This window comes from Shimia aestuarii, from assembly GCF_900114635.1.
Classification (GTDB): domain Bacteria; phylum Pseudomonadota; class Alphaproteobacteria; order Rhodobacterales; family Rhodobacteraceae; genus Shimia; species Shimia aestuarii.
In genome coordinates, this window is sequence record NZ_FOTQ01000001.1 from 873,345 (window position 1) to 896,203 (window position 22,859).

24 protein-coding genes are annotated in these 22,859 nt (G+C 62.2%); 23 read left to right on the forward strand and 1 reads right to left on the reverse strand.

What is annotated here, in order from left to right:
• The first annotated feature begins 113 nt into the window (after window positions 1-113).
• The 18 genes from BMZ35_RS04430 (at window position 114) to BMZ35_RS04515 (ending at window position 14,164) form a co-directional block, all read left to right on the forward strand.
• The gene (locus BMZ35_RS04430; protein WP_242654692.1) at window positions 114-923 is read left to right on the forward strand and encodes an urease accessory protein UreD; all 810 of its coding nucleotides are present in this window, start codon (window positions 114-116) and stop codon (window positions 921-923) included.
• A gap of 1 nt (window position 924) precedes the next feature.
• Window positions 925-1,227: an urease subunit gamma gene (locus BMZ35_RS04435; RefSeq protein ID WP_093091252.1), complete on the forward strand. Its 303-nt coding sequence runs from the start codon at window positions 925-927 to the stop codon at window positions 1,225-1,227.
• Complete coding sequence (locus BMZ35_RS04440) at window positions 1,224-1,409, forward strand: hypothetical protein (RefSeq protein WP_093091254.1); 186 nt, start codon at window positions 1,224-1,226, stop codon at window positions 1,407-1,409. The genes BMZ35_RS04435 and BMZ35_RS04440 overlap by 4 nt, the downstream gene beginning before the upstream one ends.
• Window positions 1,406-1,714 (forward strand): urease subunit beta, encoded by a 309-nt coding sequence (locus tag BMZ35_RS04445; RefSeq protein WP_093091256.1) that lies wholly within the window; start codon window positions 1,406-1,408, stop codon window positions 1,712-1,714. Before BMZ35_RS04440 ends, BMZ35_RS04445 begins: the two co-directional genes overlap by 4 nt.
• A gap of 23 nt (window positions 1,715-1,737) precedes the next feature.
• Complete coding sequence (locus BMZ35_RS04450; RefSeq protein WP_093091258.1) at window positions 1,738-2,232, forward strand: hypothetical protein; 495 nt, start codon at window positions 1,738-1,740, stop codon at window positions 2,230-2,232.
• A 46-nt stretch (window positions 2,233-2,278) separates the two neighbouring features.
• The gene (gene ureC, locus BMZ35_RS04455; RefSeq protein WP_093091260.1) at window positions 2,279-3,991 is read left to right on the forward strand and encodes an urease subunit alpha; all 1,713 of its coding nucleotides are present in this window, start codon (window positions 2,279-2,281) and stop codon (window positions 3,989-3,991) included.
• Window positions 3,992-4,113: 122 nt separating this feature from the next.
• Window positions 4,114-4,338, forward strand: a complete 225-nt coding sequence (locus BMZ35_RS04460; RefSeq protein ID WP_093091262.1) for a DUF1127 domain-containing protein — start codon at window positions 4,114-4,116, stop codon at window positions 4,336-4,338.
• A 22-nt stretch (window positions 4,339-4,360) separates the two neighbouring features.
• Window positions 4,361-4,831 (forward strand): urease accessory protein UreE, encoded by a 471-nt coding sequence (gene ureE / locus BMZ35_RS04465; protein ID WP_093091264.1) that lies wholly within the window; start codon window positions 4,361-4,363, stop codon window positions 4,829-4,831.
• Window positions 4,797-5,465: an urease accessory protein UreF gene (locus BMZ35_RS04470; RefSeq protein ID WP_242654693.1), complete on the forward strand. Its 669-nt coding sequence runs from the start codon at window positions 4,797-4,799 to the stop codon at window positions 5,463-5,465. Before ureE ends, BMZ35_RS04470 begins: the two co-directional genes overlap by 35 nt.
• Entirely contained in the window at window positions 5,462-6,097 is a 636-nt protein-coding gene (gene ureG / locus BMZ35_RS04475; RefSeq protein ID WP_093091268.1) for an urease accessory protein UreG, read from the forward strand. The genes BMZ35_RS04470 and ureG overlap by 4 nt, the downstream gene beginning before the upstream one ends.
• Window positions 6,098-6,195: 98 nt before the next feature.
• The gene (locus BMZ35_RS04480) at window positions 6,196-7,206 is read left to right on the forward strand and encodes a C4-dicarboxylate TRAP transporter substrate-binding protein (RefSeq protein WP_093091270.1); all 1,011 of its coding nucleotides are present in this window, start codon (window positions 6,196-6,198) and stop codon (window positions 7,204-7,206) included.
• A 203-nt stretch (window positions 7,207-7,409) separates the two neighbouring features.
• Entirely contained in the window at window positions 7,410-8,051 is a 642-nt protein-coding gene (locus tag BMZ35_RS04485; RefSeq protein WP_093092556.1) for a TRAP transporter small permease subunit, read from the forward strand.
• A 3-nt stretch (window positions 8,052-8,054) separates the two neighbouring features.
• The gene (locus tag BMZ35_RS04490) at window positions 8,055-9,455 is read left to right on the forward strand and encodes a TRAP transporter large permease (RefSeq protein ID WP_093091272.1); all 1,401 of its coding nucleotides are present in this window, start codon (window positions 8,055-8,057) and stop codon (window positions 9,453-9,455) included.
• Window positions 9,456-9,596: 141 nt separating this feature from the next.
• A complete protein-coding gene (locus tag BMZ35_RS04495) occupies window positions 9,597-10,271 on the forward strand; it encodes an energy-coupling factor ABC transporter ATP-binding protein (protein ID WP_093091274.1) in 675 nt (224 codons plus the stop codon).
• Window positions 10,271-10,867: an energy-coupling factor transporter transmembrane component T family protein gene (locus BMZ35_RS04500; protein ID WP_093091276.1), complete on the forward strand. Its 597-nt coding sequence runs from the start codon at window positions 10,271-10,273 to the stop codon at window positions 10,865-10,867. Before BMZ35_RS04495 ends, BMZ35_RS04500 begins: the two co-directional genes overlap by 1 nt.
• 88 nt (window positions 10,868-10,955) lie before the next feature.
• The gene (locus BMZ35_RS04505; RefSeq protein WP_093091278.1) at window positions 10,956-11,492 is read left to right on the forward strand and encodes a biotin transporter BioY; all 537 of its coding nucleotides are present in this window, start codon (window positions 10,956-10,958) and stop codon (window positions 11,490-11,492) included.
• Between the two features lie 37 nt (window positions 11,493-11,529).
• Window positions 11,530-13,014, forward strand: a complete 1,485-nt coding sequence (locus tag BMZ35_RS04510) for an AMP-binding protein (RefSeq protein WP_093091280.1) — start codon at window positions 11,530-11,532, stop codon at window positions 13,012-13,014.
• Window positions 12,995-14,164 carry a thiolase family protein gene (locus tag BMZ35_RS04515; RefSeq protein ID WP_165609973.1) on the forward strand — a complete coding sequence of 390 codons (1,170 nt, stop codon included), beginning with the start codon at window positions 12,995-12,997 and terminating at the stop codon, window positions 14,162-14,164. The genes BMZ35_RS04510 and BMZ35_RS04515 overlap by 20 nt, the downstream gene beginning before the upstream one ends.
• Window positions 14,165-14,278: 114 nt before the next feature.
• Here BMZ35_RS04515 and ilvD read toward each other — a convergent pair whose 3' ends face one another.
• Window positions 14,279-16,129, reverse strand: coding sequence for a dihydroxy-acid dehydratase (ilvD, locus tag BMZ35_RS04520; RefSeq protein ID WP_093091284.1), 1,851 nt, complete (start codon window positions 16,127-16,129; stop codon window positions 14,279-14,281).
• Window positions 16,130-16,709: 580 nt separating this feature from the next.
• On the opposite strand from ilvD, the gene urtA reads away from it, so the two are divergent.
• The 5 genes from urtA (at window position 16,710) to urtE (ending at window position 22,786) form a co-directional block, all read left to right on the forward strand.
• Window positions 16,710-17,990 (forward strand): urea ABC transporter substrate-binding protein, encoded by a 1,281-nt coding sequence (gene urtA, locus BMZ35_RS04525; RefSeq protein ID WP_093091286.1) that lies wholly within the window; start codon window positions 16,710-16,712, stop codon window positions 17,988-17,990.
• A gap of 69 nt (window positions 17,991-18,059) precedes the next feature.
• A complete protein-coding gene (urtB, locus tag BMZ35_RS04530) occupies window positions 18,060-20,015 on the forward strand; it encodes an urea ABC transporter permease subunit UrtB (protein ID WP_093091288.1) in 1,956 nt (651 codons plus the stop codon).
• 102 nt (window positions 20,016-20,117) lie between these two features.
• Window positions 20,118-21,350 (forward strand): urea ABC transporter permease subunit UrtC, encoded by a 1,233-nt coding sequence (gene urtC, locus BMZ35_RS04535; protein ID WP_093091289.1) that lies wholly within the window; start codon window positions 20,118-20,120, stop codon window positions 21,348-21,350.
• On the forward strand, window positions 21,347-22,087 hold the full coding sequence (urtD, locus tag BMZ35_RS04540; protein ID WP_093091291.1) for an urea ABC transporter ATP-binding protein UrtD: 741 nt from the start codon (window positions 21,347-21,349) through the stop codon (window positions 22,085-22,087). The genes urtC and urtD overlap by 4 nt, the downstream gene beginning before the upstream one ends.
• A 3-nt stretch (window positions 22,088-22,090) precedes the next feature.
• Window positions 22,091-22,786, forward strand: a complete 696-nt coding sequence (urtE, locus tag BMZ35_RS04545; RefSeq protein WP_093091293.1) for an urea ABC transporter ATP-binding subunit UrtE — start codon at window positions 22,091-22,093, stop codon at window positions 22,784-22,786.
• The last annotated feature ends 73 nt before the right edge of the window (window positions 22,787-22,859 follow it).

A 22,859-nucleotide genomic window follows, 5' to 3' on the forward strand; every position in this document is an offset into this window, starting at 1 on the left:
AGCCCAATAATCCGGCACCCTATCTTCGAACTGTTACAGGCCGCTGCCAAGGTCGCGACAAGACACGAAGGAGTCCGCTCATTCCCGCCCTTGCCCAGATAGCCCCTGCGCCGTTGCCCAATCCGCCGCAGCCCCGCGCCATCGGGTCCGCCCTGATCAAGGCCAAACGTCGCGGCGCGCAGACGGTGCTGGACGATTTTCGCCTGTCCGGGTCCTGTCGGGTTCTTTTTCCGCGGCGCCGCGATGCGGTGCTCGAGGCGGTTCTTCTCAATACTTCGGGTGGTGTCACGGGCGGCGACGTTTTTGAAACCGTTGCGACCGCCGGAGCCGGAACAGCATTGACCCTCACGACCCAGGCAGCAGAGCGCGCCTATCGCAGCATCGATACCCGTCCCGGTCGCATTCAAACCCGCCTGACGCTCGACGAAGGCGCCCGGATCGACTGGCTTCCGCAGGAAACCATTCTGTTTGACGGGAGTGCCTTGAGGCGCAGTCTCGATATTCACATGGCACGGGACGCCCGCCTGCTGATGGTCGAGCCGATGATTTTCGGGCGTACCGCGATGGGCGAGACCCTTCGCAATGCGACCCTGCAGGATCACATCACCGTTTATCAGGGCGACCAGCTGGTATTCGCCGACCGAGTGCGCCTGAGCGGCGACGTACAGGCCCATCTTGACCGCCCAGCCATCGCAGGAGGCGCGCGCGCCACGGCTGCGGTCCTTCTGGCGGCTCCGAATGCAGAGAGCTACCTTGACAAGCTGCGCGGCATGCTCCCCGCCAGCTGTGGTGCCAGCCTGATCCGCGAAGGTCTGCTCTTTGCCCGCCTCCTGGCGCCGGACGGCCATGCGCTGCGCCAGATCCTGATACCTGTCCTGCGCGCCCTTCGGGGTGCCGACCTTCCCCGAACATGGATGCTCTGACATGCAACTGTCCCCCCGAGAAAAGGACAAACTGCTGATTGCGATGGCTGCGGAAGTGGCGCGCAAACGTCTTGCGCGCGGCGTACGCCTCAATCACCCCGAGGCCATTGCGCTGATTACCGATGCCGTGGTCGAGGGCGCGCGCGATGGCCGGTCGGTGGCCGATCTGATGCAGGCCGGCGCACACGTAATCACCCGCGAACAATGCATGGAGGGTATCGCCGACATGATCCCCGAGGTTCAGGTCGAAGCCACTTTTCCCGACGGCACCAAGTTGGTGACCGTCCACGATCCGATACGATGAAAGCACAGGAGACCAAGATGAAATACCTGATTGCCCCCGCTGCCGCCCTGTTGACCACCCCCGTACTGGCCCACGAAGGCGCACACCTGCATCCCCACGCCTCAGATCCGGCCTGGGCCCCGATCGTCGTCGGCACTGTAGCTCTGGCCTGCCTGGCCCGTTTGATCTGGGTTCGGCGATGATCCCGGGCGAACTCCTGCCCGCAGCAGGGGACCTTGAACTCAATGCAGGTGCCGAAGTGACAGTTCTCATGGTCGCCAACACAGGCGATCGCCCGGTGCAGGTTGGCAGCCACTACCATTTTGCCGAGACCAATCCCGCACTTGATTTTGATCGCGACGCGGCCATGGGCAAACGGCTCGACATCGCCGCAGGTACGGCGGTGCGCTTTGAACCGGGCCAGCGCCGCGAAGTCCCGCTCATCCCCCTGTCGGGGGCACGCAAAGTCTTTGGCTTCAACCAAAAGGTCATGGGTGCGCTCCCCTGACCCAAATCCTTCAGGAGACTGAAATGACCGAATTTCTGACCACTCCCGTAACTGTTTCGCTCACCGGTTATCTATTGGCGTCCCGGCTGATGGAACGCCAGATGCGGTTTACCTATGCCATGGGTCGCGCGCTCCTTGGCGCGACCGCCGAGCCGGTGCCAACCCCCAAGCCGAAGGCCGTAAAGGCCAAGATCGGACCCCGCCGCAGCACCGCCAGAAAGCCCAAAGCCAAGGCTCCTGTCGCGCCCAAAGTCGAAAAAACCGCGACGCCAAAACCTGCGCCCAAGCCGGTCACGGGACCGGCAGTGACTTCAAAGGTTGTTGCAAAGACCCCAATTGCACCGTCCCCCGCCAAAAGCACGCCCAAAACCAAGGTTGCAGAAAAAGCGAAACCGACGGCCGTCGCCGCAAAAACCTCGAGCGCACCATCTCAAGAAGCGCAACCAGCGCCGCGCCGCCGCCCACGCCAGCCATCCAGGCCGCCCGCCATGCCGGGCAAATCATCCGACAACTCCTGATTCCGAAACGGACCGCCCGCTTCCCCTTGCTCCAAGAGACCTCCGCATGCCTGCCACCATCTCCCGCTCCGACTATGCCGCCATGTTCGGCCCCACGACCGGCGACAGGCTGCGGCTGGCCGATACCGACCTGATCATCGAGGTCGAACGCGACCTGACCGGCCCCTATGGCGAAGAGGTCAAGTTCGGCGGCGGCAAGGTCATCCGCGACGGCATGGGGCAGGCCCAGACAACACGTGCCGAGGGGGCCGTCGACACGGTGATCACCAATGCGCTGATCGTGGACCACACCGGCATCTACAAGGCGGATGTGGGCCTCAGGGACGGGCGCATCGCCCGGATCGGCAAGGCCGGCAACCCGGATACGCAACCGGGCGTCGACATCATCGTCGGTCCCGGCACCGAGGCCATCGCGGGCGAAGGCAAAATCCTCACCGCCGGGGGATTTGACAGCCATATCCACTTCATCTGCCCACAACAGATCGAAGACGCGCTGCATTCCGGTCTTACCACCATGCTGGGTGGCGGCACCGGCCCGGCCCATGGCACCTTGGCGACCACCTGTACACCCGGTCCATGGCACATGGGGCGCATGTTGCAGGCGGCGGACGCGTTCCCGATGAATCTCGCCTTTGCCGGAAAAGGCAACGCCTCGCTTCCTGCTGCGCTCGAAGAACAGGTGCTGGGCGGGGCCTGCAGCCTGAAATTGCACGAGGACTGGGGAACGACACCTGGCGCGATCGACTGCTGCCTCTCGGTGGCCGACGCCATGGAAGAGCAGGTGATGATCCACACCGACACGCTCAACGAAAGCGGATTTGTCGAAAACACCGTCGCCGCCATGAAAGGGCGCACGATCCATGCCTTCCACACCGAGGGCGCCGGTGGCGGCCACGCCCCTGACATCATCAGGATTTGCGGCGAAGAGCATGTCCTGCCCTCTTCGACCAACCCCACACGCCCCTTTACCGTGAACACCGTCGATGAACATCTCGACATGCTCATGGTCTGTCATCATCTCGACAAATCCATTCCCGAGGACGTCGCCTTTGCCGAAAGCCGCATCCGCCGCGAAACCATCGCCGCCGAAGACATCCTGCATGACATGGGTGCCTTTTCGATCATCGCGTCCGACAGCCAGGCAATGGGCCGGGTGGGTGAAGTCCTCATCCGTACATGGCAAACCGCCGACAAGATGAAGAAACAACGCGGCGCGCTGCCCGAAGAAACCGGCAACAACGACAATTTCCGCGTGCGCCGTTACATCGCGAAATACACGATAAACCCGGCCATCGCGCATGGGATCGGCCACGAAATCGGCTCTGTCGAAGAAGGCAAGCGCGCCGACCTCGTTCTCTGGAGCCCCGCCTTCTTTGGTGTGAAACCGGACATGGTGCTTCTGGGCGGAACCATCGCCATGGCCCAGATGGGCGATCCCAACGCTTCGATCCCCACGCCACAGCCCGTCTATTCCCGCCCCATGTTCGGCGCCTATGGCCGGTCGGTTGAAAACTCCGCCGTAACCTTCGTGTCCGAAGCGGCCCAAAGCTCAGGTATCGCCACGACACTGGGCCTCGCCAAGACCACGGTGGCCGTGCGCAACACTCGTGCAATCGGAAAATCCGCTCTCAAACTCAACGACGCCACGCCGGAAATCGAGGTCAACCCCGAGACCTACGAAGTCCGCGCCAATGGCGAGCTACTCACCTGCCAGCCCGCCGAGGTGCTGCCCATGGCACAGCGCTACTTCATGTTCTGAGCCAAAGCCTTGCGAGCAGCGCAATCCGGCCATGACCAAAGATGACCTACACACGTCAACAATGATGACCCATATTCACGAACAAGGGAGGACCAACGACTTGAACCAATTCGAGGGTCCAAATGGCACATATCGCAACCAACACATACGCACACATTTCGCTTGGCAAGGTTCTGGCAAAGCCGTTCGTGGCTATCGGCAACTTTCTTGTGAAACTGGGCGAGGCCAACAGCCGCGCAAAAACCGTGCAGCGCCTCAACGACATGAGCGATGCCGAGCTGGCACGGCTCGGGCTTGCCCGCGAAGACATCGTACGTCACGTCTTCCGCGACTACATGTATCTCTGATCCCGGCAAGGGGGACCGTCGCATGACGATCTCCCTGCCGACCGCCCAACGCTACCACAGCCACACACACGGCCCGGCCACCGGGCATGTCGCGCTGACTTACGAGGACCGTTTCCTGCGGCGCAAGACTCTTGTGCTGGCTGACGGGGAGCGGATTCTCGTCGACCTCCCCAAGACCACTTCGCTCGATCATGGCGGCGTTCTGATTCTCACGGATGGGCGCGAAGTCGAAGTACGGGCCGCACCGGAACCGCTCCTGCAGATCACCGCCCCCGATCTCACCCGCATAGCATGGCACGTCGGCAACCGGCACACGCCCTGCCAGATCGAAGCCGGTCGCCTGCTGATCCAGCCCGATCACGTCATACGCGAGATGCTCGAATTGCTCGGCGCCACGGTCACGGACGTGACCGAGCCCTTCACGCCCGAAGGCGGGGCCTATGGCCATGGGCGCACGCATGGCCATGATCACTCGCATTCCCATGACCATTGATCCGGTCCTCATCCTCGCGCAATGGCTGGCTCCCACTTATCCGGTTGGGGCCTACACCTATTCGCACGGCCTGGAATGGGCCGTGCAGACCGGCATGGTGCAGGATGCCGACAGTTTCCGTGACTGGCTGTCGGATGTTGTCGAACATGGCGCGGGACGCAATGACGTGATCCTGCTTACCGCCGCCTACGAGGCAACGGACGAAGACAGCCTGCAAGGTCTGGATGAGTTCGCCCGCGCCCTCGCACCCAGCGCCGAACGCCTTCTGGAAACCGATCAACAGGGCGCCGCGTTTGCCCAAACCACTGCGACCGTATTCAAACAGGATTTATCCGCCTTGACCTACCCGGTCGCGGTGGGCCGCGCGGCCAGCCTGCAAAACCTGCCCCTGCCTGAAACGGCGCGCCTGTTCCTGCACGCCTTCGCCGCCAACCTGACATCCGCAGCGATCCGCCTTGTGCCCCTTGGCCAAACCGCCGGCCAACAGGCGCTGCACGATCTTGCGCCCCTTTGCCAGTCCGTATCGGATCAGGCGATCACCGAACCGCTCGACGCCATCGCCGCTTCGGCTTTTGCCACCGACGTCGCGTCGATGAACCATGAAACCCAATATTCAAGGCTTTTCCGCTCATGACTGCTCTGAACGGCCCCCTGCGCATCGGAATCGGCGGCCCCGTCGGTGCCGGCAAGACCACCCTGACCGCCAACCTCTGCCGCGCCCTGCGGGACAAACTCTCCATCGCCGTGGTAACCAACGATATCTACACCCGCGAAGATGCCGAGGAACTGATGCGCCAGCAGGTTTTACCGCTTGAGCGGATCAAGGGTGTGGAAACCGGCGGATGCCCGCACACCGCCATCCGTGAAGACGCCAGCATCAACCTCGCCGCCATCGCGGAACTGAATGACGCTTTTCCCGACCTTGACGTGGTGCTGATCGAAAGCGGCGGCGACAACCTCTCCGCCACGTTCAGCCCGGAACTTGCCGACATGACGCTCTACGTGATCGACGTCGCCGCAGGCGAGGAAATCCCCCGCAAGGGCGGCCCGGCAATCACCCGTTCCGACGTGCTCATCATCAACAAGACCGACCTCGCCCCCCACGTGGGCGCCTCGCTCGAGGTGATGGAGCGCGACGCCACGCGCATGCGCGCCGGACGCCCCTTTGTCTTCACGGCCCTGCGTCATGGCAAGGGCGTCGAAACACTGTTGCCGCTGATCGGAGAGATCGGCGGCATCCCCGCCCTCATGAACTCGGCCACCTGAACTTAGCAACATACCCAAAAATACGGATACCCAGACCCGCGAACTCTGGGCTAGGCTTCCTCCGGACGCGGCAAAAAAGCTGCGCATAGGGAGGAAAGATGACTAAACTCTTTGGACGCGCCGCCGTGGCGGCGCTGGCACTTGGCTTTGCAACAGAAGCCATGGCAACCGAATGGAACGTCTCGGTCTGGGGCAAACGCCGCGCCTTTACCGAACATGTCGAAAAGCTCGCCGAACTGGTCAGCGAGAAAACCGGCGGCGAATTCACTATGAACGTCAGCTATGGTGGCCTCAGCAAAAACCGCGAGAACCTCGACGGCATCTCGATCGGTGCCTTTGAAATGGCCCAGTTCTGCGCCGGGTATCACCGCGACAAGAACCCCACCATCACCGTGCTCGAACTGCCGTTCCTCGGCGTCAACACGCTGGAAGAGGAAGTGGCCGTCAGCCACGCGGTCTATGCCCACCCCGCCGCCCAGGCCGATCTGGCCCGCTGGAATGCCAAGCTGCTGATGACCTCGCCAATGCCACAGTACAACATTGTCGGCACGGGTGAGCCGCGCGACACGCTGGCCAAGATGGACGGCATGCGCGTGCGGGCCACCGGCGGGATCGGCAACGCGTTCAAGGCCGTTGGCGCCGTTCCCACCTCGGTGACCGCCACCGAAGCCTACCAGGCAATGGAATCCGGCGTGGTCGACACGGTGGCCTTTGCCCAGCACGCCCACCTGTCGTTCCGCACCATCGACCAGGCCGAATGGTGGACGGCGAACCTCAACCCCGGCACGGTGAACTGCCCTGTCGTCGTGAATGTCGACGCTTACGAGGCTCTTTCGGACGATCACCGCGCCGCACTGGACAGCTCGGTTGACGAAGCCATCGCCCACTATCTCGAAAACTACGGCGCCTTGTTGAAGAAATGGGATGGCGTGCTCGAGGAAAAAGGCGTGCAGAAGGTCATGATCGACGAGGCCGAGCTCGCGAAGTTCCGCGAAATCGCCGCCGACCCGATCCGCGAACAATGGATCGCAGACATGAGCGCTCAGGGCCTTCCCGCCCAGGAACTCTATGACCTCGTCATGGACACACTGAAGAAACAGCGCATGTAAACACGCATCAAGGAGGGCGAAGCCAATCCCTCGCCCTCCCCTGCCGACAACAGCCACGCGGTTCGGGTATTCTCCGGGACAAGGACTTTTCTTTTTCCCCAAATACCCCGGAGCGCGAGGCAGCGCCTCGCCAACCGCGCCCCAACGGGGCGCAAGACATGGGCGCCGCAGGCGCGCGACTTGACCACATCGCGGAGACAGACATGGCCACTGGGGCATCCGTTCTGGAAAATGACAGCCTGCTCAGCCGGCTCGACCAAAACCTCTACCGGATCGAACGATTTCTGGCGCTGATCTCCGGCCTCGCGGTTTTCGCGATCATGGTCTTCGCCGTGGTCTCCGTATCGGGCCGCAACGCGTTAAACGCGCCGGTGCCGGGATATGTGGACTGGATCGAACAGCTCATGCCCCTCATCGCCTTCATGGGCATCGCCTATACCCAGCGAGACGGCACCCATATCCGCATGGACATCCTGATCGGGCGGCTTTCGGGCCGTGCGCTCTGGGCCGCCGAGTTCATCACCACCCTTGCCGCGCTGATCCTGATGATCCTGCTCGTCTGGGGCAGCTGGTCGCATTTTCAGCGCAGCTTCGATTTTGCTGCTCCGTGGTGGAGCCGCGACAGTTCGATCGACATCGCCCTGCCGCTCTGGCCGGCGAAGCTGCTTGTCCCGGTTGCCTTTTCGATTCTCTGCCTGCGCTTTGCATTGCAGCTCTGGGGCTATGGCCGTGCCTTCGTGCTCGGCCTGTCCGAACCCGTGGCGATCCCGCTGATCAAATCCGCTGCGCAGCAGGCTGCCGACGAAGCTGCAATTCTTGAAGACACCAACGGCGAGAGAGGCTGATCCATGGAACCTATCGAGATCGGCCTGATCGTTTCCGGCGTCATGGTGCTCTTCGTCGTCCTTGGCATGCGCGTCGCCTTTGCCGCGGGCATGGCGGGGTTGCTGGGACTTATCTGGATCTTTTGGGCCAAGAAGGGCTACGACCCCGAGGATTTCGGCTGGGCCCTCACCGTCGCCGTGAAAACCGCCGGGCAGGTTCCCCATTCCAAGGTCTCCTCACAGGCGCTGTCCCTGATCCCCACGTTCATCCTGATCGGCTATCTCGCCTATTACGCGGGCCTCACGAAGGCCCTGTTTGAAGCCTCCAAGAAATGGGTGGGCTGGCTTCCGGGGGGGCTTGCGGTGTCGACCGTCTTTGCCACCGCAGGCTTTGCTGCAGTGTCCGGCGCATCGGTCGCAACCTCGGCCGTGTTCGCGCGCATCGCCATCCCGGAAATGCTCAAGATCGGTTACGACAAACGCTTTGCCGCAGGCGTCGTTGCTGCCGGCGGCACGCTCGCCAGCCTGATCCCGCCTTCGGCGATCCTCGTGATCTACGCCATTATCGTCGAACAGGACGTAGGCAAGCTCCTGCTGGCAGGCTTCATCCCCGGCGCTTTCTCGGCGCTGATCTACGGATTGCTGATCGTCACCCTGGCCATGACCCTGCCGAAATTCGGCCCACCGGTGCGCGGTTTCACTTGGGGTGAGCGTTTCCGCGCGCTCCCCCCCGCGATGCCGATCTTCTTCGTCGTCTTCATCATCATTTTCTTCATCTACAACCCGTTTGGCGGCGATGCCTGGGGCACGCCAACCGAAGGCGGTGCGCTCGGCGCCTTCGTGGTCTTCCTAATGGCCGTCTGGAAGGGCATGCGCTGGAGGCAATTCCGCGACGCCCTGCTGGAGACCGCGAAACTGGCGGTGATGATCTTCACGATCATCTGGGGCGTGCTGATCTATGTCCGCTTCCTCGGCTTTGCCGACCTCCCCGGCGCGTTCTCCGATTTCATCACCGGGCTCGACCAATCCCCTATGCTGACCCTCGTCATGATCCTGCTCGCCTATGCGGTGCTGGGCATGTTCATGGACGCTATCGGGATGTTGTTGCTGACCCTGCCCGTGGTCTATCCGGCAGTCATGGCGCTCAACGGGGGCGAGTTCGTCTCGGCGGCGGACAGCACATTTGGCATGTCCGGACCCATGTGCGCGATCTGGTTTGGCATCCTCGTGGTGAAAATGGCCGAGTTCTGCCTGATCACCCCACCAATTGGGTTGAACTGTTTCGTGGTGGCGGGCGTGCGTGATGATCTTTCGGTGCAGGATGTGTTCAAGGGCGTCACCCCGTTCTTCATCGCCGATGCGATCACGATCGCCCTTCTGGTGGCGTTCCCGGCGATCGTCTTGTGGCTGCCCAGCCTCGCCTGACTCCGCACCGACGCAATACCGACGTTTTGCCGACGTGATACCGACGCGCCTTTTACGGGGCGTCGGCGCCCCTGCCATGGCATCTTCAACCGCCCCGCGATTTGCGTTAAGAGCGCCCAAGGCCAGCCACGGGAACCGCCCATGATCGAGATCACCAATGTCAGCCTTGCCTATGGCCAGCGGACCGTGCTGCGGGACATCTCGCTCACCCTGTCCGAGCGCCGCATCGCCATCGTCGGGGCCAATGGTTCGGGCAAATCCAGCTTTGCCCGCCTGCTGAATGGCCTGCTCCTGCCCAGCGAAGGCACCGTGAAAGTGGACGGTCTGGACACCAGGAGCCACGGCAAGGACGTGCGCCGCAAGGTCGGTTTCGTCTTTCAGAACCCCGACAACCAGATCGTATTTCCCGTCGTTGAAGAAGACCTCGCCTTCGGCATGAAGAACCTTGGTTTTACCAAGGATACCATTGCCGCGAAGACTACGGAAATCCTGACCCGCTATGACATGCTCGACCTGCGCGAGCACCCGGCGCATCTCCTGTCGGGGGGGCAGAAACAGCTTCTGGCCATCTCCGGCGTGCTGGTGATGGACCCCGCCTATGTCGTGCTTGATGAACCCACCACCCTGCTCGACCTGCGCAACAAGCGCCGCATCACCCGTGCCATCGACGCGCTCGACCAGACCGTGATCATCGCAAGCCATGATCTTGACCTGCTCGGGGACTACGACCGCGTCATCGTCTTCGATGAAGGCGGTATTGTCGCGGATGACGTGCCCGGCAAGGCAATCCCCTTCTACGTAAACCGGATGAGCTGATGCTGGACCTCTATTCGCCCGGCACCTCGCCCCTGCATCGCCTCTCCCCCGGCCCCAAGATGCTGGTCCTGATGATCGGCGCGACGGCCCTGTTCCTGAATGAAAGCCTGCCCATCACGGTCGGCGCACTCTGCGGCGTTCTATTGCTCTACCCGGTGGCCCAGTTGACACTGAAGCAGGCATGGCAACAGATCCGCCCGCTCCTGTGGATCTTCGCCCTGTTCTTTGCCCTGCAATGGTGGTTCTCGGGGATAGCGCTTGCCGCCTATGTGGTGCTGCGCCTCGCCGCGCTGATCCTGCTGGCCAGCCTCGTGACGCTGACCACCCGCTCCAGCGATATGATCGAAACCATGACCTGGGCCTTGGGCTTTCTCCGCCCGCTGGGCGTCAACCCCGCCAAGGTCGGCCTCGCGATCTCTCTGGCCCTGCGGTTCATCCCGGTTCTGGCCCAGATCGCACAGGAGGTGCGCGAGGCGCAAAAGGCGCGCGGACTGGAGCGTTCGGTGCTGGCCGTTGCCATGCCCGTGGCGATCCGCACCATCAAGATGGCGGACGATATTTCGGATGCCATCGAATCCCGAGGATATCGTCCCTAGTTTGCCGCGATTTCTGCCCCCTCGCTTGCAGGGCCAAGGACCGCTTTCTACCAGCCGCGCAAACGAACAAAGTCACGAGGACACCCCGATGGACACCAAAAGCATCGTCTACATCGCCCTTTTTGCGGCGCTGACCGCAGCGCTCGGCCTCATGCCCCCGATCAGCTTTGCCGGGCTTGCGCTGCCTCCGATCACCGCGCAATCGCTTGGCGTCATGCTGGCCGGGGCCGTGGCCGGTCCGCGCCGGGGCGGGTTGGCGCTGCTCCTGTTCGTTGCCCTTGTTGCAGCCGGCTTGCCCCTTCTGGCAGGCGGGCGTGGCGGGATCGGCGTGATCCTCGGCACCTCTGGCGGGTTCATTCTGTCCTGGCCCATCTGCGCTGCGGTCATCGGCATTCTTGTCGCCAAGGCACCCAACGCAGGCTTTGTGCCCATGGCCGTCTCGATTGCGCTTGGCGGGCTTGTCCTGATGTATGCCGTCGGCATCCCGTGGATGGCCTTTGTCGGCAAACTCGGCCTGATGAAGTCACTCACGATCATGGTGGCCTATATCCCGGGTGATCTGGTAAAGGTGGTTTTGGCCACGATCGTGGCCCGCGGCCTGCGCCGCGCCTATCCGAACCTGTGACAAGGGACACCGCTTGCCGCTTCGCAACGCGATAGAAATGCACGCCCGCCAGCGCCCCGATGCGCTGGCGATCGACATTTCCGGCAGCAGCCTGACATACGGCGACCTGCACACCCGCATTGCCTGTTTGCATGGCGCGCTTGTCGCTTTGCCCAAACGCACCCGTCCCGCGCCCGCATTGCCCCTAGAGGGACGTCTCTACGCCTTCGCCGCGGGCAACCATCCCAGCGCGTCAGTGTTGCTCACCGCAGCCATGTCCACCCCCCACGCCGTCGCCCTGCTTGACCCGCAATGGCCCGAAGACCTGCATCACCAGATGCTGGTCAAGCTCCCGCCCGATGCGCTGTTCTGCCTTGCATCACAAACCGGCCTGATCACAGCGGCCGAGCGGCTCAACATCCCCGTCATCCGCGTCGATACGCCGGACCTCGCCCACTTTCTCAATGCCGCACCCGAACCGCTCCCTTGGGGTGATCCCGCCGACATCTTCCTAGTCGGTTTCACATCCGGCACCACGTCCCGCCCCAAGGCATTTGCTCGCGCGCGCCACTCATGGCGAGCCTCTCTGGACGCCAGCCGCGTCGCTTTTGCCCTCACCGATCAAAGCCATACGTTTGCACCCGGTCCGCTGGCCCATGGCATCACTCTTTATGCTTTGGCCGAAACGCTCGACCTTGGCGCGGCATTCCACGGCATTACCCGCTTCGACCTCGGCGGCGCCCATCGCGCCATGACCAATGTGCGCCGCATCGTGTCTGTCCCGACCCTGCTTGATGCGCTGACCCGAGGCACCCCACAGGACCAGATCGTCGAGATCACGACGGCCGGTGCCAAGTTGCCGCCCGCCCTTCTGGACAGGGCTCGCAGCACCTTTCCCCGCGCCCGTGTGCATGAATATTACGGCGCATCCGAGCTTGGCTTCGTCAGCCTCAACACCCATGGCCGCACCAGTTCCTCGGCGCCCCCCGACAGCGTCGGCCACCCGTTTCCGCATGTGTCCCTTTCCCTGCGCAAAGACGGTGAGGAAGTCCCCCAAGGCACCCCCGGCACAATCTTCGTGCGCGGCGACCTCGCGATCGACGGTTATCTCTGGGGCGGACGCAACAGCGGGTTCCGCCGCGAGGGTCCCTGGGCCACTGTCGGTGACATTGGTCGCCTGAACTATGACGGCAGCCTTTCCATTCTCGGGCGCGAAGGCGGCATGGTCATCACCTCGGGCTACAATGTCTATCCTCAGGAAATCGAAACGGCGCTTGCCGACGTGCCCGGCATCCAGGACGCGGTTGTCCTTGGCCACACCCATCCCACGCGCGGACAGGAGGTGATCGCCATTTTCGACGGAACAACACCGCTCGATGAAATCCGCGCCCGCCTCGCGCTCAGCCTGCCGCGCTACAAGCTGCCGCGACAATTCTACCGGATTGAAAGCTGGCCGCAGACCAGCAGCGGCAAGATTGCCCGCCAGACTCTGCTGGATTGGATCGACAAAAAGGACGACCGCCTTGTCCGCCTGTCCGCCTGATCGCCAACCCGTCATCATCGCCGCCCGGCGCAGCGCCATCGGCCGGGCCGGGGGCATGTTTTCCGGCCTGGAGATTGAAGACATCGCCGCCCCGGTCTTGCGCGCCGTGATCGAAGACGCCGGGATCGGCGCCAACGAGATTGACGACGTGATCCTTGGCAACGCGGCCGGTCCGGGCGGAAATGTTGCCCGGCTTTCACTTCTGCAAGCCGGATTCCCGACCGATATTCCCGGCGTCACCGTCGACCGGCAATGCGGTTCCGGGCTTGAAGCGGTGATCCTTGCCTGCCGCCTGATCCAATCCGGTGCCGGCGACGTCTTCCTGGCGGGCGGTATGGAAAGCCAGAGCCGCGCGCCCCTGCGCACACTCCCCGCCACCCGAGCCCTGCCGGAACACAGCTACAGCCGCGCACGATTTGCCCCGGAAAACATCGGCGACCCCGAAATGGGCGCCGCCGCTGACACGGTTGCCCAACAGTTTCGGGTTTCCCGCGAGCGACAGGATGCCTTTGCTCTGCAATCCCAGATGCGTGCTACGACTGCGCAGGCCCAAGGCGCTTTTGACGCGGAAATCACTCCAGTCGCAGGCCAATCCGACGATGAGTGCATCCGCACAACCATGACGGCCAAGCGACTTGCCCGCCTGCGTCCGGCCTTCTCCCCGCAAGGCAGCATCACCGTCGGCAATGCCTGCCCCCTGAATGACGGCGCCGCGATCCTGCTCGTCACCACGGCGGCAAAGGCGCGCGCCCAAGGCCACCGGCGCGCCCTCGCCTTTCTCGACGCCGCGAGTGCAGGAGTGGACCCCAATATCCTCGGCACCGGCCCGGTGGCCTCGACCCGCAAACTGCTTGCACGGCGCCCCGACCTGTCTCTCGACCAACTGACCCATCTCGAGTTCAACGAAGCCTTCGCCGCGCAGGTACTCGCCAGCCTCGATCAACTCAGCCTGCCCGACACCCTGCCCAACCCTCAGGGCGGAGCCATCGCCCTCGGCCATCCTTTCGGAGCATCCGGGGCCATCCTCGTCACACGCCTCTTTTCTCAGCTTGTTCGCCAGCCTGCCCCGGAATCCGCCCTCGCCATGGCCATGATCGGCATCGGCGGCGGACAGGGCCTGACCGCCGCCTTCGCCCCAATCACCCTTTGAGCGCCCCTGACTCGATCAAGAACGGCGATACTCTCGGATTCCCACAGACCCAGCGCCCAAAACGCAAAACGGGGCCGCAAACGCGACCCCGTCCAATCTCGCAAATTGCGAAATTTATTCGTCTTCGTCGAGCAGCCGCACCGCTCCGAGCGACGCGTTCGACACATGCGCCGCATAGACCTTGAGCGCCTTGGACACAGCGCGCGGACGCCCTTCGGCTTTCCAGACCTTCTTGTCCGCCTGCGGATGGTTCGCACGACGACGGGCAAGCTCCTCGTCGCTCACATCCAGATGGATCGACCGGTTCGGCACCGAGATCTTGATCTTGTCGCCATCTTCCACGAGGCCAATGACACCCTTCTCCGCTGCTTCCGGCGAGGCGTGACCAATCGACAGCCCCGCCGTACCACCCGAGAAACGCCCATCCGTCAGCAAGGCACAGGTCGTGTCGAGCTTCTTGGATTTCAGGTATGCTGTCGGATAGAGCATCTCCTGCATGCCGGGTCCGCCTTTCGGTCCCTCATAGCGGATCACGACCACCGAGTACGGCTTCACCTCACCCTGCAGGATGCCATGCATCGCGTCTTCCATGGATTCAAAGACCTTGGCCGTGCCTTCGAACTCGTACATCTCCTTGATGACACCGGCGGTCTTCAGGATACAGCCCTGCTCCGCAATGTTGCCGAACAACACACAAAGCCCGCCTTCTTCCGAATAGGCGTTTTCGAAATCGCGCACGCAGCCATCTTTGATGTCGACGTCAAGCTCGGTATACATTCGTGACTGGCTGAACGCCTCGGTCGTGCGCACACCGCCCGGAGCGGCGATGAACAGGTCACGCGCCTCGTTGCCTGCGCTTTCGCGGCGCACGTCCCACTTATCGATGAACGCACCCACGGTTTTTTCGTGAACGGTTGCACAGTCGCGGTGGATTTTTCCCTCGCGGTCCAGTTCCCCCATAATCCGGGCAATACCACCCGCGCGGTGCACATCTTCCATGTGATAAAGCGGCGTCGACGGGGCCACCTTGCAAAGATGCGGAATGTCCCGGCTCATGCGATCCATGTCGGCCATGGTGAAATTCACCTCGCCCTCATGGGCAATCGCCAGCAGGTGCAGCACCGTGTTGGTCGACCCGCCCATCGCGATATCCAGCGCCATGGCGTTCTCAAAGGCTTCAAAGGTCGCGATCCCACGCGGCAGGGCGGTTTCATCGCCCTCCTTGTACCAACGGTCACACAGTTCCACGATCTTGCGGCCAGCTTCCTCGAACAGCCCCTTGCGCTTGGAATGCGTCGCCAGAAGCGACCCGTTGCCCGGCAGGGCCAGCCCCAGCGCTTCCGCCAGACAGTTCATCGAGTTGGCGGTGAACATACCCGAGCACGACCCACAGGTCGGACAGGCCGAACGCTCCAGCTTCTCGACGTCCTCTTCGCTGCGATCTTCGTCGGTCGCGCCCACGATCGCGGTCACGAGGTCCGCCTTATGCTCGCCGTCCTTGAGGATCACCTTCCCAGCTTCCATCGGGCCGCCCGACACGAAAATCGCCGGGATATTGAGCCGCATCGCCGCCATCAGCATACCCGGTGTGATCTTGTCACAGTTCGAGATACAGACCAGCGCGTCGGCACAGTGGGCATTGGCCATGTACTCCACGCTGTCCGCGATCACTTCGCGGCTGGGCAACGAATAGAGCATGCCGTCATGCCCCATCGCGATGCCATCATCCACAGCGATGGTGTTCATTTCCTTGGCAACGCCCCCTGCCTTTTCAATCTCGCGCGCAACGAGCTGGCCCATGTCCTTGAGGTGCACGTGCCCCGGCACGAACTGCGTGAACGAGTTCACCACGCAGACGATGGGCTTTCCGAAATCTTCGGTCTGCATGCCGGTCGCACGCCAAAGCGCGCGGGCTGCGGCCATGCGGCGGCCAAAAGTGGACGTCTTGGAACGAAGATCAGGCATGTCAGGCTCTCCCGGAATTGATCTCTCCCCAAAAGGGGTTGGCCCAGACGGGTGCCATTCACCAAGCCGTTTTGCAAGGCAATAGCGTCATTTTGTGAACGTCAGCGCGGTAAATTCTTCTCGAATATGTCTCAGACTCGCGTCAAGGTCTGCTCCTCAAGGCGTCATCCGCTGCCCGACAACGTAGAATCGCTCGATCAGGCGCGGGAAACTGCTTGCTCCAAGGATGCGCAAACGCGCCTCCCCTGCTGAATTTTCAAAACAAACCCGAACATGTCCGCCCACCCGGCGCCCAACAAACGGGCATCGCCGCCATTCTCCGCCCAAAACACAAGCACCCAAGACCCTCTGCCCATTTTCCCGGCGCCATGGTTTGAGCTTTGTGCTGCATCGCAGAAAGGTAAGGCACCCAGAGCGCGAACGGACACACGTTTACATTTCTCGGGTGTGTGGCGGCCCAACGACTTGGACCTCGATACAGGCCACCACACGTTTTGCAACATCAAGTTGCAGGGTTCGACGTAGGACCGAATGCGCCATTGCGCAAGGGCTGCGTACCGTACCTTGCTGGAGGACGCACATGAACTTCCTGAAATCCACCCTCGCAGGCGCCACCATGCTGGCTGGCCTCGCCGGCACGGCATTTGCCGCCGAAGACACCATCAAGATCGGTGTTCTGCATTCGCTCTCGGGCACCATGGCCATTTCCGAAACCACGCTCAAAGACACCATGCTGATGCTCATCGACGAGCAGAACAAGAAAGGCGGCGTTCTCGGCAAGCAGCTCGAAGCCGTGGTTGTCGACCCCGCCTCCGACTGGCCCCTGTTTGCTGAAAAAGCCCGTGAGCTTCTGACCGTTGAAGAGGTCGACGTGATGTTCGGCTGCTGGACCTCGGTCTCGCGCAAATCGGTTCTGCCGGTGATCGAAGAACTGAACGGTCTGCTGTTCTACCCCGTGCAATACGAAGGTGAAGAAAGCTCCAAGAACGTGTTCTACACCGGTGCTGCCCCGAACCAACAGGCAATCCCGGCCACGGATTACTTCCTCGAGGAACTGGGCGTCGAGAAATTTGCGCTTCTGGGCACCGACTACGTCTACCCGCGTACCACCAACAATATCCTGGAAAGCTATCTCAAGGGCAAAGGCATTGCTGAAGAGGACATTTTCGTCAACTACACGCCGTTCGGCCACTCGGACTGGTCGAAGATCGTCGCTGACGTTGTAGCCTTGGGAGCTGATGGCAAGAAAGTGGGCGTGATCTCGACGATCAACGGCGACGCCAACATCGGTTTCTACAAGGAACTGGCCGCCGCTGGCGTGTCGGCTGACGACATCCCGGTCGTCGCTTTCTCGGTGGGAGAAGAAGAACTCTCTGGTCTGGACACAACCAACCTCGTCGGCCACCTCGCCGCGTGGAACTACTTCCAGTCGGCCGAATCTGACCTGAACGAAGAGTTCATCGCCAAGTGGAAGGCCTTTGCCGGTGAAGAGCGCGTCACCAACGACCCGATGGAAGCGCATGTGATCGGCTTTGAAATGTATGTCAAAGCGCTTGAGAAAGCCGGTACCACCGACGTCGACGCAGTGCGCGAAGCGATGTACGGCATCGAGGTTCCGAACCTGACCGGCGGCACCGCCGTGATGCTCCCGAACCACCACCTCGCCAAGCCGGTCCTGATTGGCGAAATCCAGGAAGACGGCCAGTTCGACATCATTTCCCAGACCGAAGAGGTTCCGGGCGACGCTTGGACCGATTTCCTGCCGGAATCGGCGGTACTCAAGTCGGATTGGAAAGAGCTGGGCTGCGGTATGTACAACACCGACACCAAAAGCTGCGTTCAGCTTCTGTCCAACTATTGATCCCCTGATCTCCGGGCGCAGGGGAGCACTTCCCCTGCCCCATTCTCCTCTGACTATCTGGTAGCACTCATGCGGGTACTCCTCGCCGCCCTTGCGGCCATCCTGTTCCTTTCCCCCACATTGCAGGCCCAGCCCACCACCGTTCAGGAGGTATTGCAGGCCCATGGCGACGCAATCGCCAAAGGGTCGCGCAAATCCATTGGCCCGGCCATCGACGCCATCGCAGCCAGCGGTCTGCCCCAGGCTCAGACTGTCCTGGAAACCTGGCAGGCCAAGGACATGTGGCAACGCAAATCCGACGGGTTGTTCTTCTCAGCCAAAGAAGTGGCTAAGAAAACCTATCGCCTGACCGATTTCGACACCGGTCAAACCGTCGGCGAGTTCGACAAGGGTGACCTCAGGCAACTGAAACCCAACAGCGGGGTTCGCGCCCTGATTGGCGTCGCGCTTGTTCAGTTCCAGCTTTCCGATCCTGACCCCGCGCGCCGCCTCGACGCCCTCACCGCCATCCAGCGCGATCCCGAACCCAGCCACCTCGCCCCCCTGCGCGCTTCCATCGATGGCGAAACCGACCCCGCTATCAAAATCCGCAAACAACAGCTCGAAACACTCCTGACGATCCGATTCGACAGCGACGATGCCTCCCGCATCGCGGCCATCGAAACCATTTCCAAGGACATCTCACTCGATACCCGCGCCACACTGAACACCCTTCTTGCGACCACCCGCAAAGCCGCTCCCGGCGCGGTGCCCGAAACCGAGAATATCGCCGCCGTTCTGAAACCCGGCACCGAACAGCTCTCGGCCGGAGACGCTTATACGCTGCTTGCAGACAACGGCCTCGCTCCGGCCCTGATAACCGATGGCGAGCAGCGCAACATCCTGTCGGCCAACATATCGGGTGGCAAGGTCAGCGGAGTTCCGGTGGCAAGCCTCAACACCCAAGCCGCCCGCGACCGCGCCTATGCCGCCCTGGTCGCCGAAGGCAAGGCGGTCCCTCGCCCAACCGCCGAAGACATCACTGCCGCGCTGGCCAATCACAGCTTCTATGATGCTTACTTCGAACCATCCAAACCCGTCACCGACGCCGCGGCCAAGGCGCTGAAAAGCGTTGAAATCCGCGTCGCCTTTAACCAGACGCTCGATCTCGCCCTAGACGGCATCTCGCTCGCTTCGATCTTTTTCCTTGCCGCCATTGGCCTTGCCATCACCTTTGGCGTCATGGGCGTTATCAACATGGCCCATGGCGAGTTCATCATGATGGGTGCCTACACGGGCTATGTGGTGCAACAGTTCATCCCAAACTACACCGTGTCGATCCTCGTCGCCCTGCCGCTGGCCTTCGCCGTCACTTTCGCCGCCGGGGTCGCGATGGAACGGCTTGTCATCCGCCACCTCTACAACCGCCCGCTGGAAACCCTGCTTGCCACTTTCGGCATCTCCATCGCCCTGCAACAGATCGCCAAGAACATCTTCGGCACACAGGCCCGCCCGCTGACCGCCCCCGAGTGGCTTGACGGGGCATGGGTGCTGAACGACGTGGTGTCGATCTCCTTCATCCGCATCGCGATCTTTGCCCTGGCCCTGATCTTCCTCGGGGTGTTTCTCTTCATCATGAGACGCACGCGCCTCGGCCTGGAAACCCGCGCGGTGACGCAAAACCCCCGCATGGCCGCCTCTATGGGCATCAACCCGGATCGCGTGAACATGCTGACCTTCGGCCTCGGCTCAGGCATCGCGGGCATCGCCGGCGTCGCCATCGGCCTCTTTGCCAAGGTCACGTCCGAACTCGGCTCCGACTACATCGTGCAAAGCTTCATGACCGTGGTGGTCGGCGGCGTCGGCAATATCTGGGGCACCCTCGCAGGCGCTGCCATGATCGGCTTCCTGCAAAAGGGCATCGAATGGATGAACCCGTCCAACACGCTCGCCGCCCAGACCTACATGATCATCTTCATCATCATCTTCATCCAGTTCCGCCCCCGGGGCATCATCGCCCTCAAGGGTCGGGCCGCAGGAGACTGATCCCATGTCCGCATCTTCATTTTGCCGAAAATACTCCGGGGGAGTCGCCTGTGGCGACGGGGGCAGCGCCCCCACCCCACCCAGCGCAAAAGGCACAACCACATGAGCAAGTCCCTCTTCGCCCGCAACCCTTCGGTGCTGATCTTCCTCGCCTGCCTCGCTCTGTTCACCCTCGGCGTGACCGCCCTCTCCGAGGCTCTCGGCACCGGCCTGATTTCCACCAGTTTCGTCAAAACTTTGGGCAAGACCCTTTGCCTCTGCCTGATCGCCATCGCGATGGACCTCGTCTGGGGTTATACCGGCATCCTGTCACTGGGCCATTTCGCCTTCTTCGGCCTCGGCGGCTACATGATCGGCATGTGGCTGATGTATGAACGCACCCGCGACATCATCGTCACCTCCATGGCCAACAACGACATCCCGCCCACCCCGCAGGAGGTTACCGACGCCATCGGCAACCAGATCTTCGGCGTCGTCGGCAGCTCGGACTTTCCCGTGATCTGGGCCTTTTCCCACTCCCTGACCCTGCAACTGGTCCTCGTGGTTGCCGTCCCCGGTCTGCTCGCCCTGGTTTTCGGCTGGCTCGCCTTCCGCAGCCGTGTCACCGGAGTGTATCTCTCGATCCTGACCCAGGCCATGACGCTCGCCCTCGCGCTCTTCCTCTTCCAGAACGACAGCGGCCTGCGCGGCAATAACGGCCTCTCGGGCCTGCAAAACCTGCCCGGCCTCGACGCTGTGCCGCAGGCCACCGTCTCGCTCTGGTTCCTCTGGGCGTCTGCCCTCGCCCTCGGCCTCGGCTATCTCTTCGCTGCATGGGTGGTCTCGGGCAAGTTCGGCTCGGTCCTGCGCGGCATCCGCGACGACGAGGCGCGCGTGCGCTTCCTCGGCTACTCGGTCGAAACCTACAAGCTCTTCATCTTCACCGTCACCGCCATCATCGCCGGCATCGCAGGGGCGCTCTATTACCCGCAGGCGGGCATCATCAACCCTGCCGAAATCGCCCCCATCGCTTCGATCTACCTTGCCGTCTGGGTCGCCATCGGCGGGCGCGGGCGGCTTTATGGTGCGGTCATCGGCGCGGCCTTTGTCTCTCTCGTCTCGACGTGGTTCACCGGCGGACAAGTGCCCTCGATCCCGCTCGGCTTCTACACGATCGACTGGGTTGACTGGTGGCTCGTCCTGCTTGGTCTTTCCTTCGTGCTGGTGACGCTGTTCGCCCCTCGCGGCATCGGCGGCTTGTTTGACTACTGGACCAACGGTCGCCCGCCCAACCGCCACGGGCAGGATCTCGGCCCCGGCGCGGGTGCGCTTCAGGAAAAGGAGGCCGACGCATGAGCACCCTTCTCGAGGTTTCCGGCGTCTCCGTGACCTTTGACGGGTTCCGCGCCATCAACAACCTGTCCTTCCAAATCGGCAAGGCGGAGATGCGCGCCATCATCGGCCCCAACGGCGCAGGCAAGACCACCTTCATGGACATCGTCACCGGCAAGACTCGGCCGGACGAAGGCCGCGTGATCTGGGGTGACAAATCGGTGTCCCTGCTGAAAATGTCAGAGGCCCAGATCGCCCGCGCAGGTGTGGGACGCAAGTTCCAGCGCCCCACGGTGTTCGAGGACCAATCCGTATTTGACAACCTGCTTCTCGCCCTAAAGAAAGACCGAAACCCATTCTCTGTCCTGTTCTACAAACGTGGCCCCTCTGACACCGAAAAGGTGCACACGCTTGCTGAGCAGATCGGCCTGACAGATCACCTGCCCCGCAAATCCGGCGAGCTTTCCCACGGCCAGAAACAATGGCTCGAGATCGGCATGTTGCTGGCACAGGAACCTCAGCTTCTTCTGGTCGACGAACCCGCTGCTGGCATGACCCCGGAAGAGCGCGAGCACACCACCTCGATCCTTGTCGAAGCGGCAAAGACCCGCGCCGTGGTCGTCGTCGAGCATGACATGGAATTTGTCCGCCGCCTCAACTGCAAGGTCACGGTTCTGCACGAAGGGTCGGTACTGGCCGAAGGCTCGCTGGACCACGTGACCAGCAACCAAGAGGTGATCGACGTGTATCTGGGGCGTTAAAAGATGCTGAAAATTGACAATCTCAACCTGCACTATGGCAGCTCACAAATCCTGCATGACATCTCGATGCAGGCCGAACTGGGCAAAACCACCTGTATCATGGGCACCAACGGTGTCGGCAAGACCTCCCTGCTCAAGGCGATTTCCGGCACCCATATGCGCAGCTCTGGCGACGTCTCCTTGAACGGAGAAGGCCTCGGAAAACTACCCGCCCACGCCATGGCACAACTGGGCGTCGGCTATGTCCCGCAGGGGCGAGACGTCTTTCCGCTGCTCACCGTGCGTGAGAACCTTGAAACCGGATACGCCTGCCTGCCCCACTCCGAGCACTTCATCCCGGATGAAATCTTCGAATTGTTCCCGATCCTGAAAGAGTTCCTACATCGGCGCGGCGGCGATCTTTCGGGTGGCCAGCAGCAACAACTTGCCATCGCGCGCGCCCTGATCACCAAGCCGAAACTGCTGTTGCTGGATGAACCGACCGAGGGCATCCAGCCCAATATCATCAAGCAGATCGGCAAGGTCATCGACTACCTGCGGGACCGAGGCGATATGGCGATCATTCTTGTCGAACAGTTCTTCGACTTTGCCTATGAGCACGCCGACAGCTTCGTGATCCTGCGCCGGGGCGCAGTGGTCAAATCCGGCGCGGCTGGCACACTGAGCCGGGACGAACTGCTCGAAGCGGTGTCTGTCTGACATTACGCACGCAGAAATCGCGCTTGCGCAAACCGCTCCCGCCCCGCACACTTGCCGTTATTGGCATGTACGA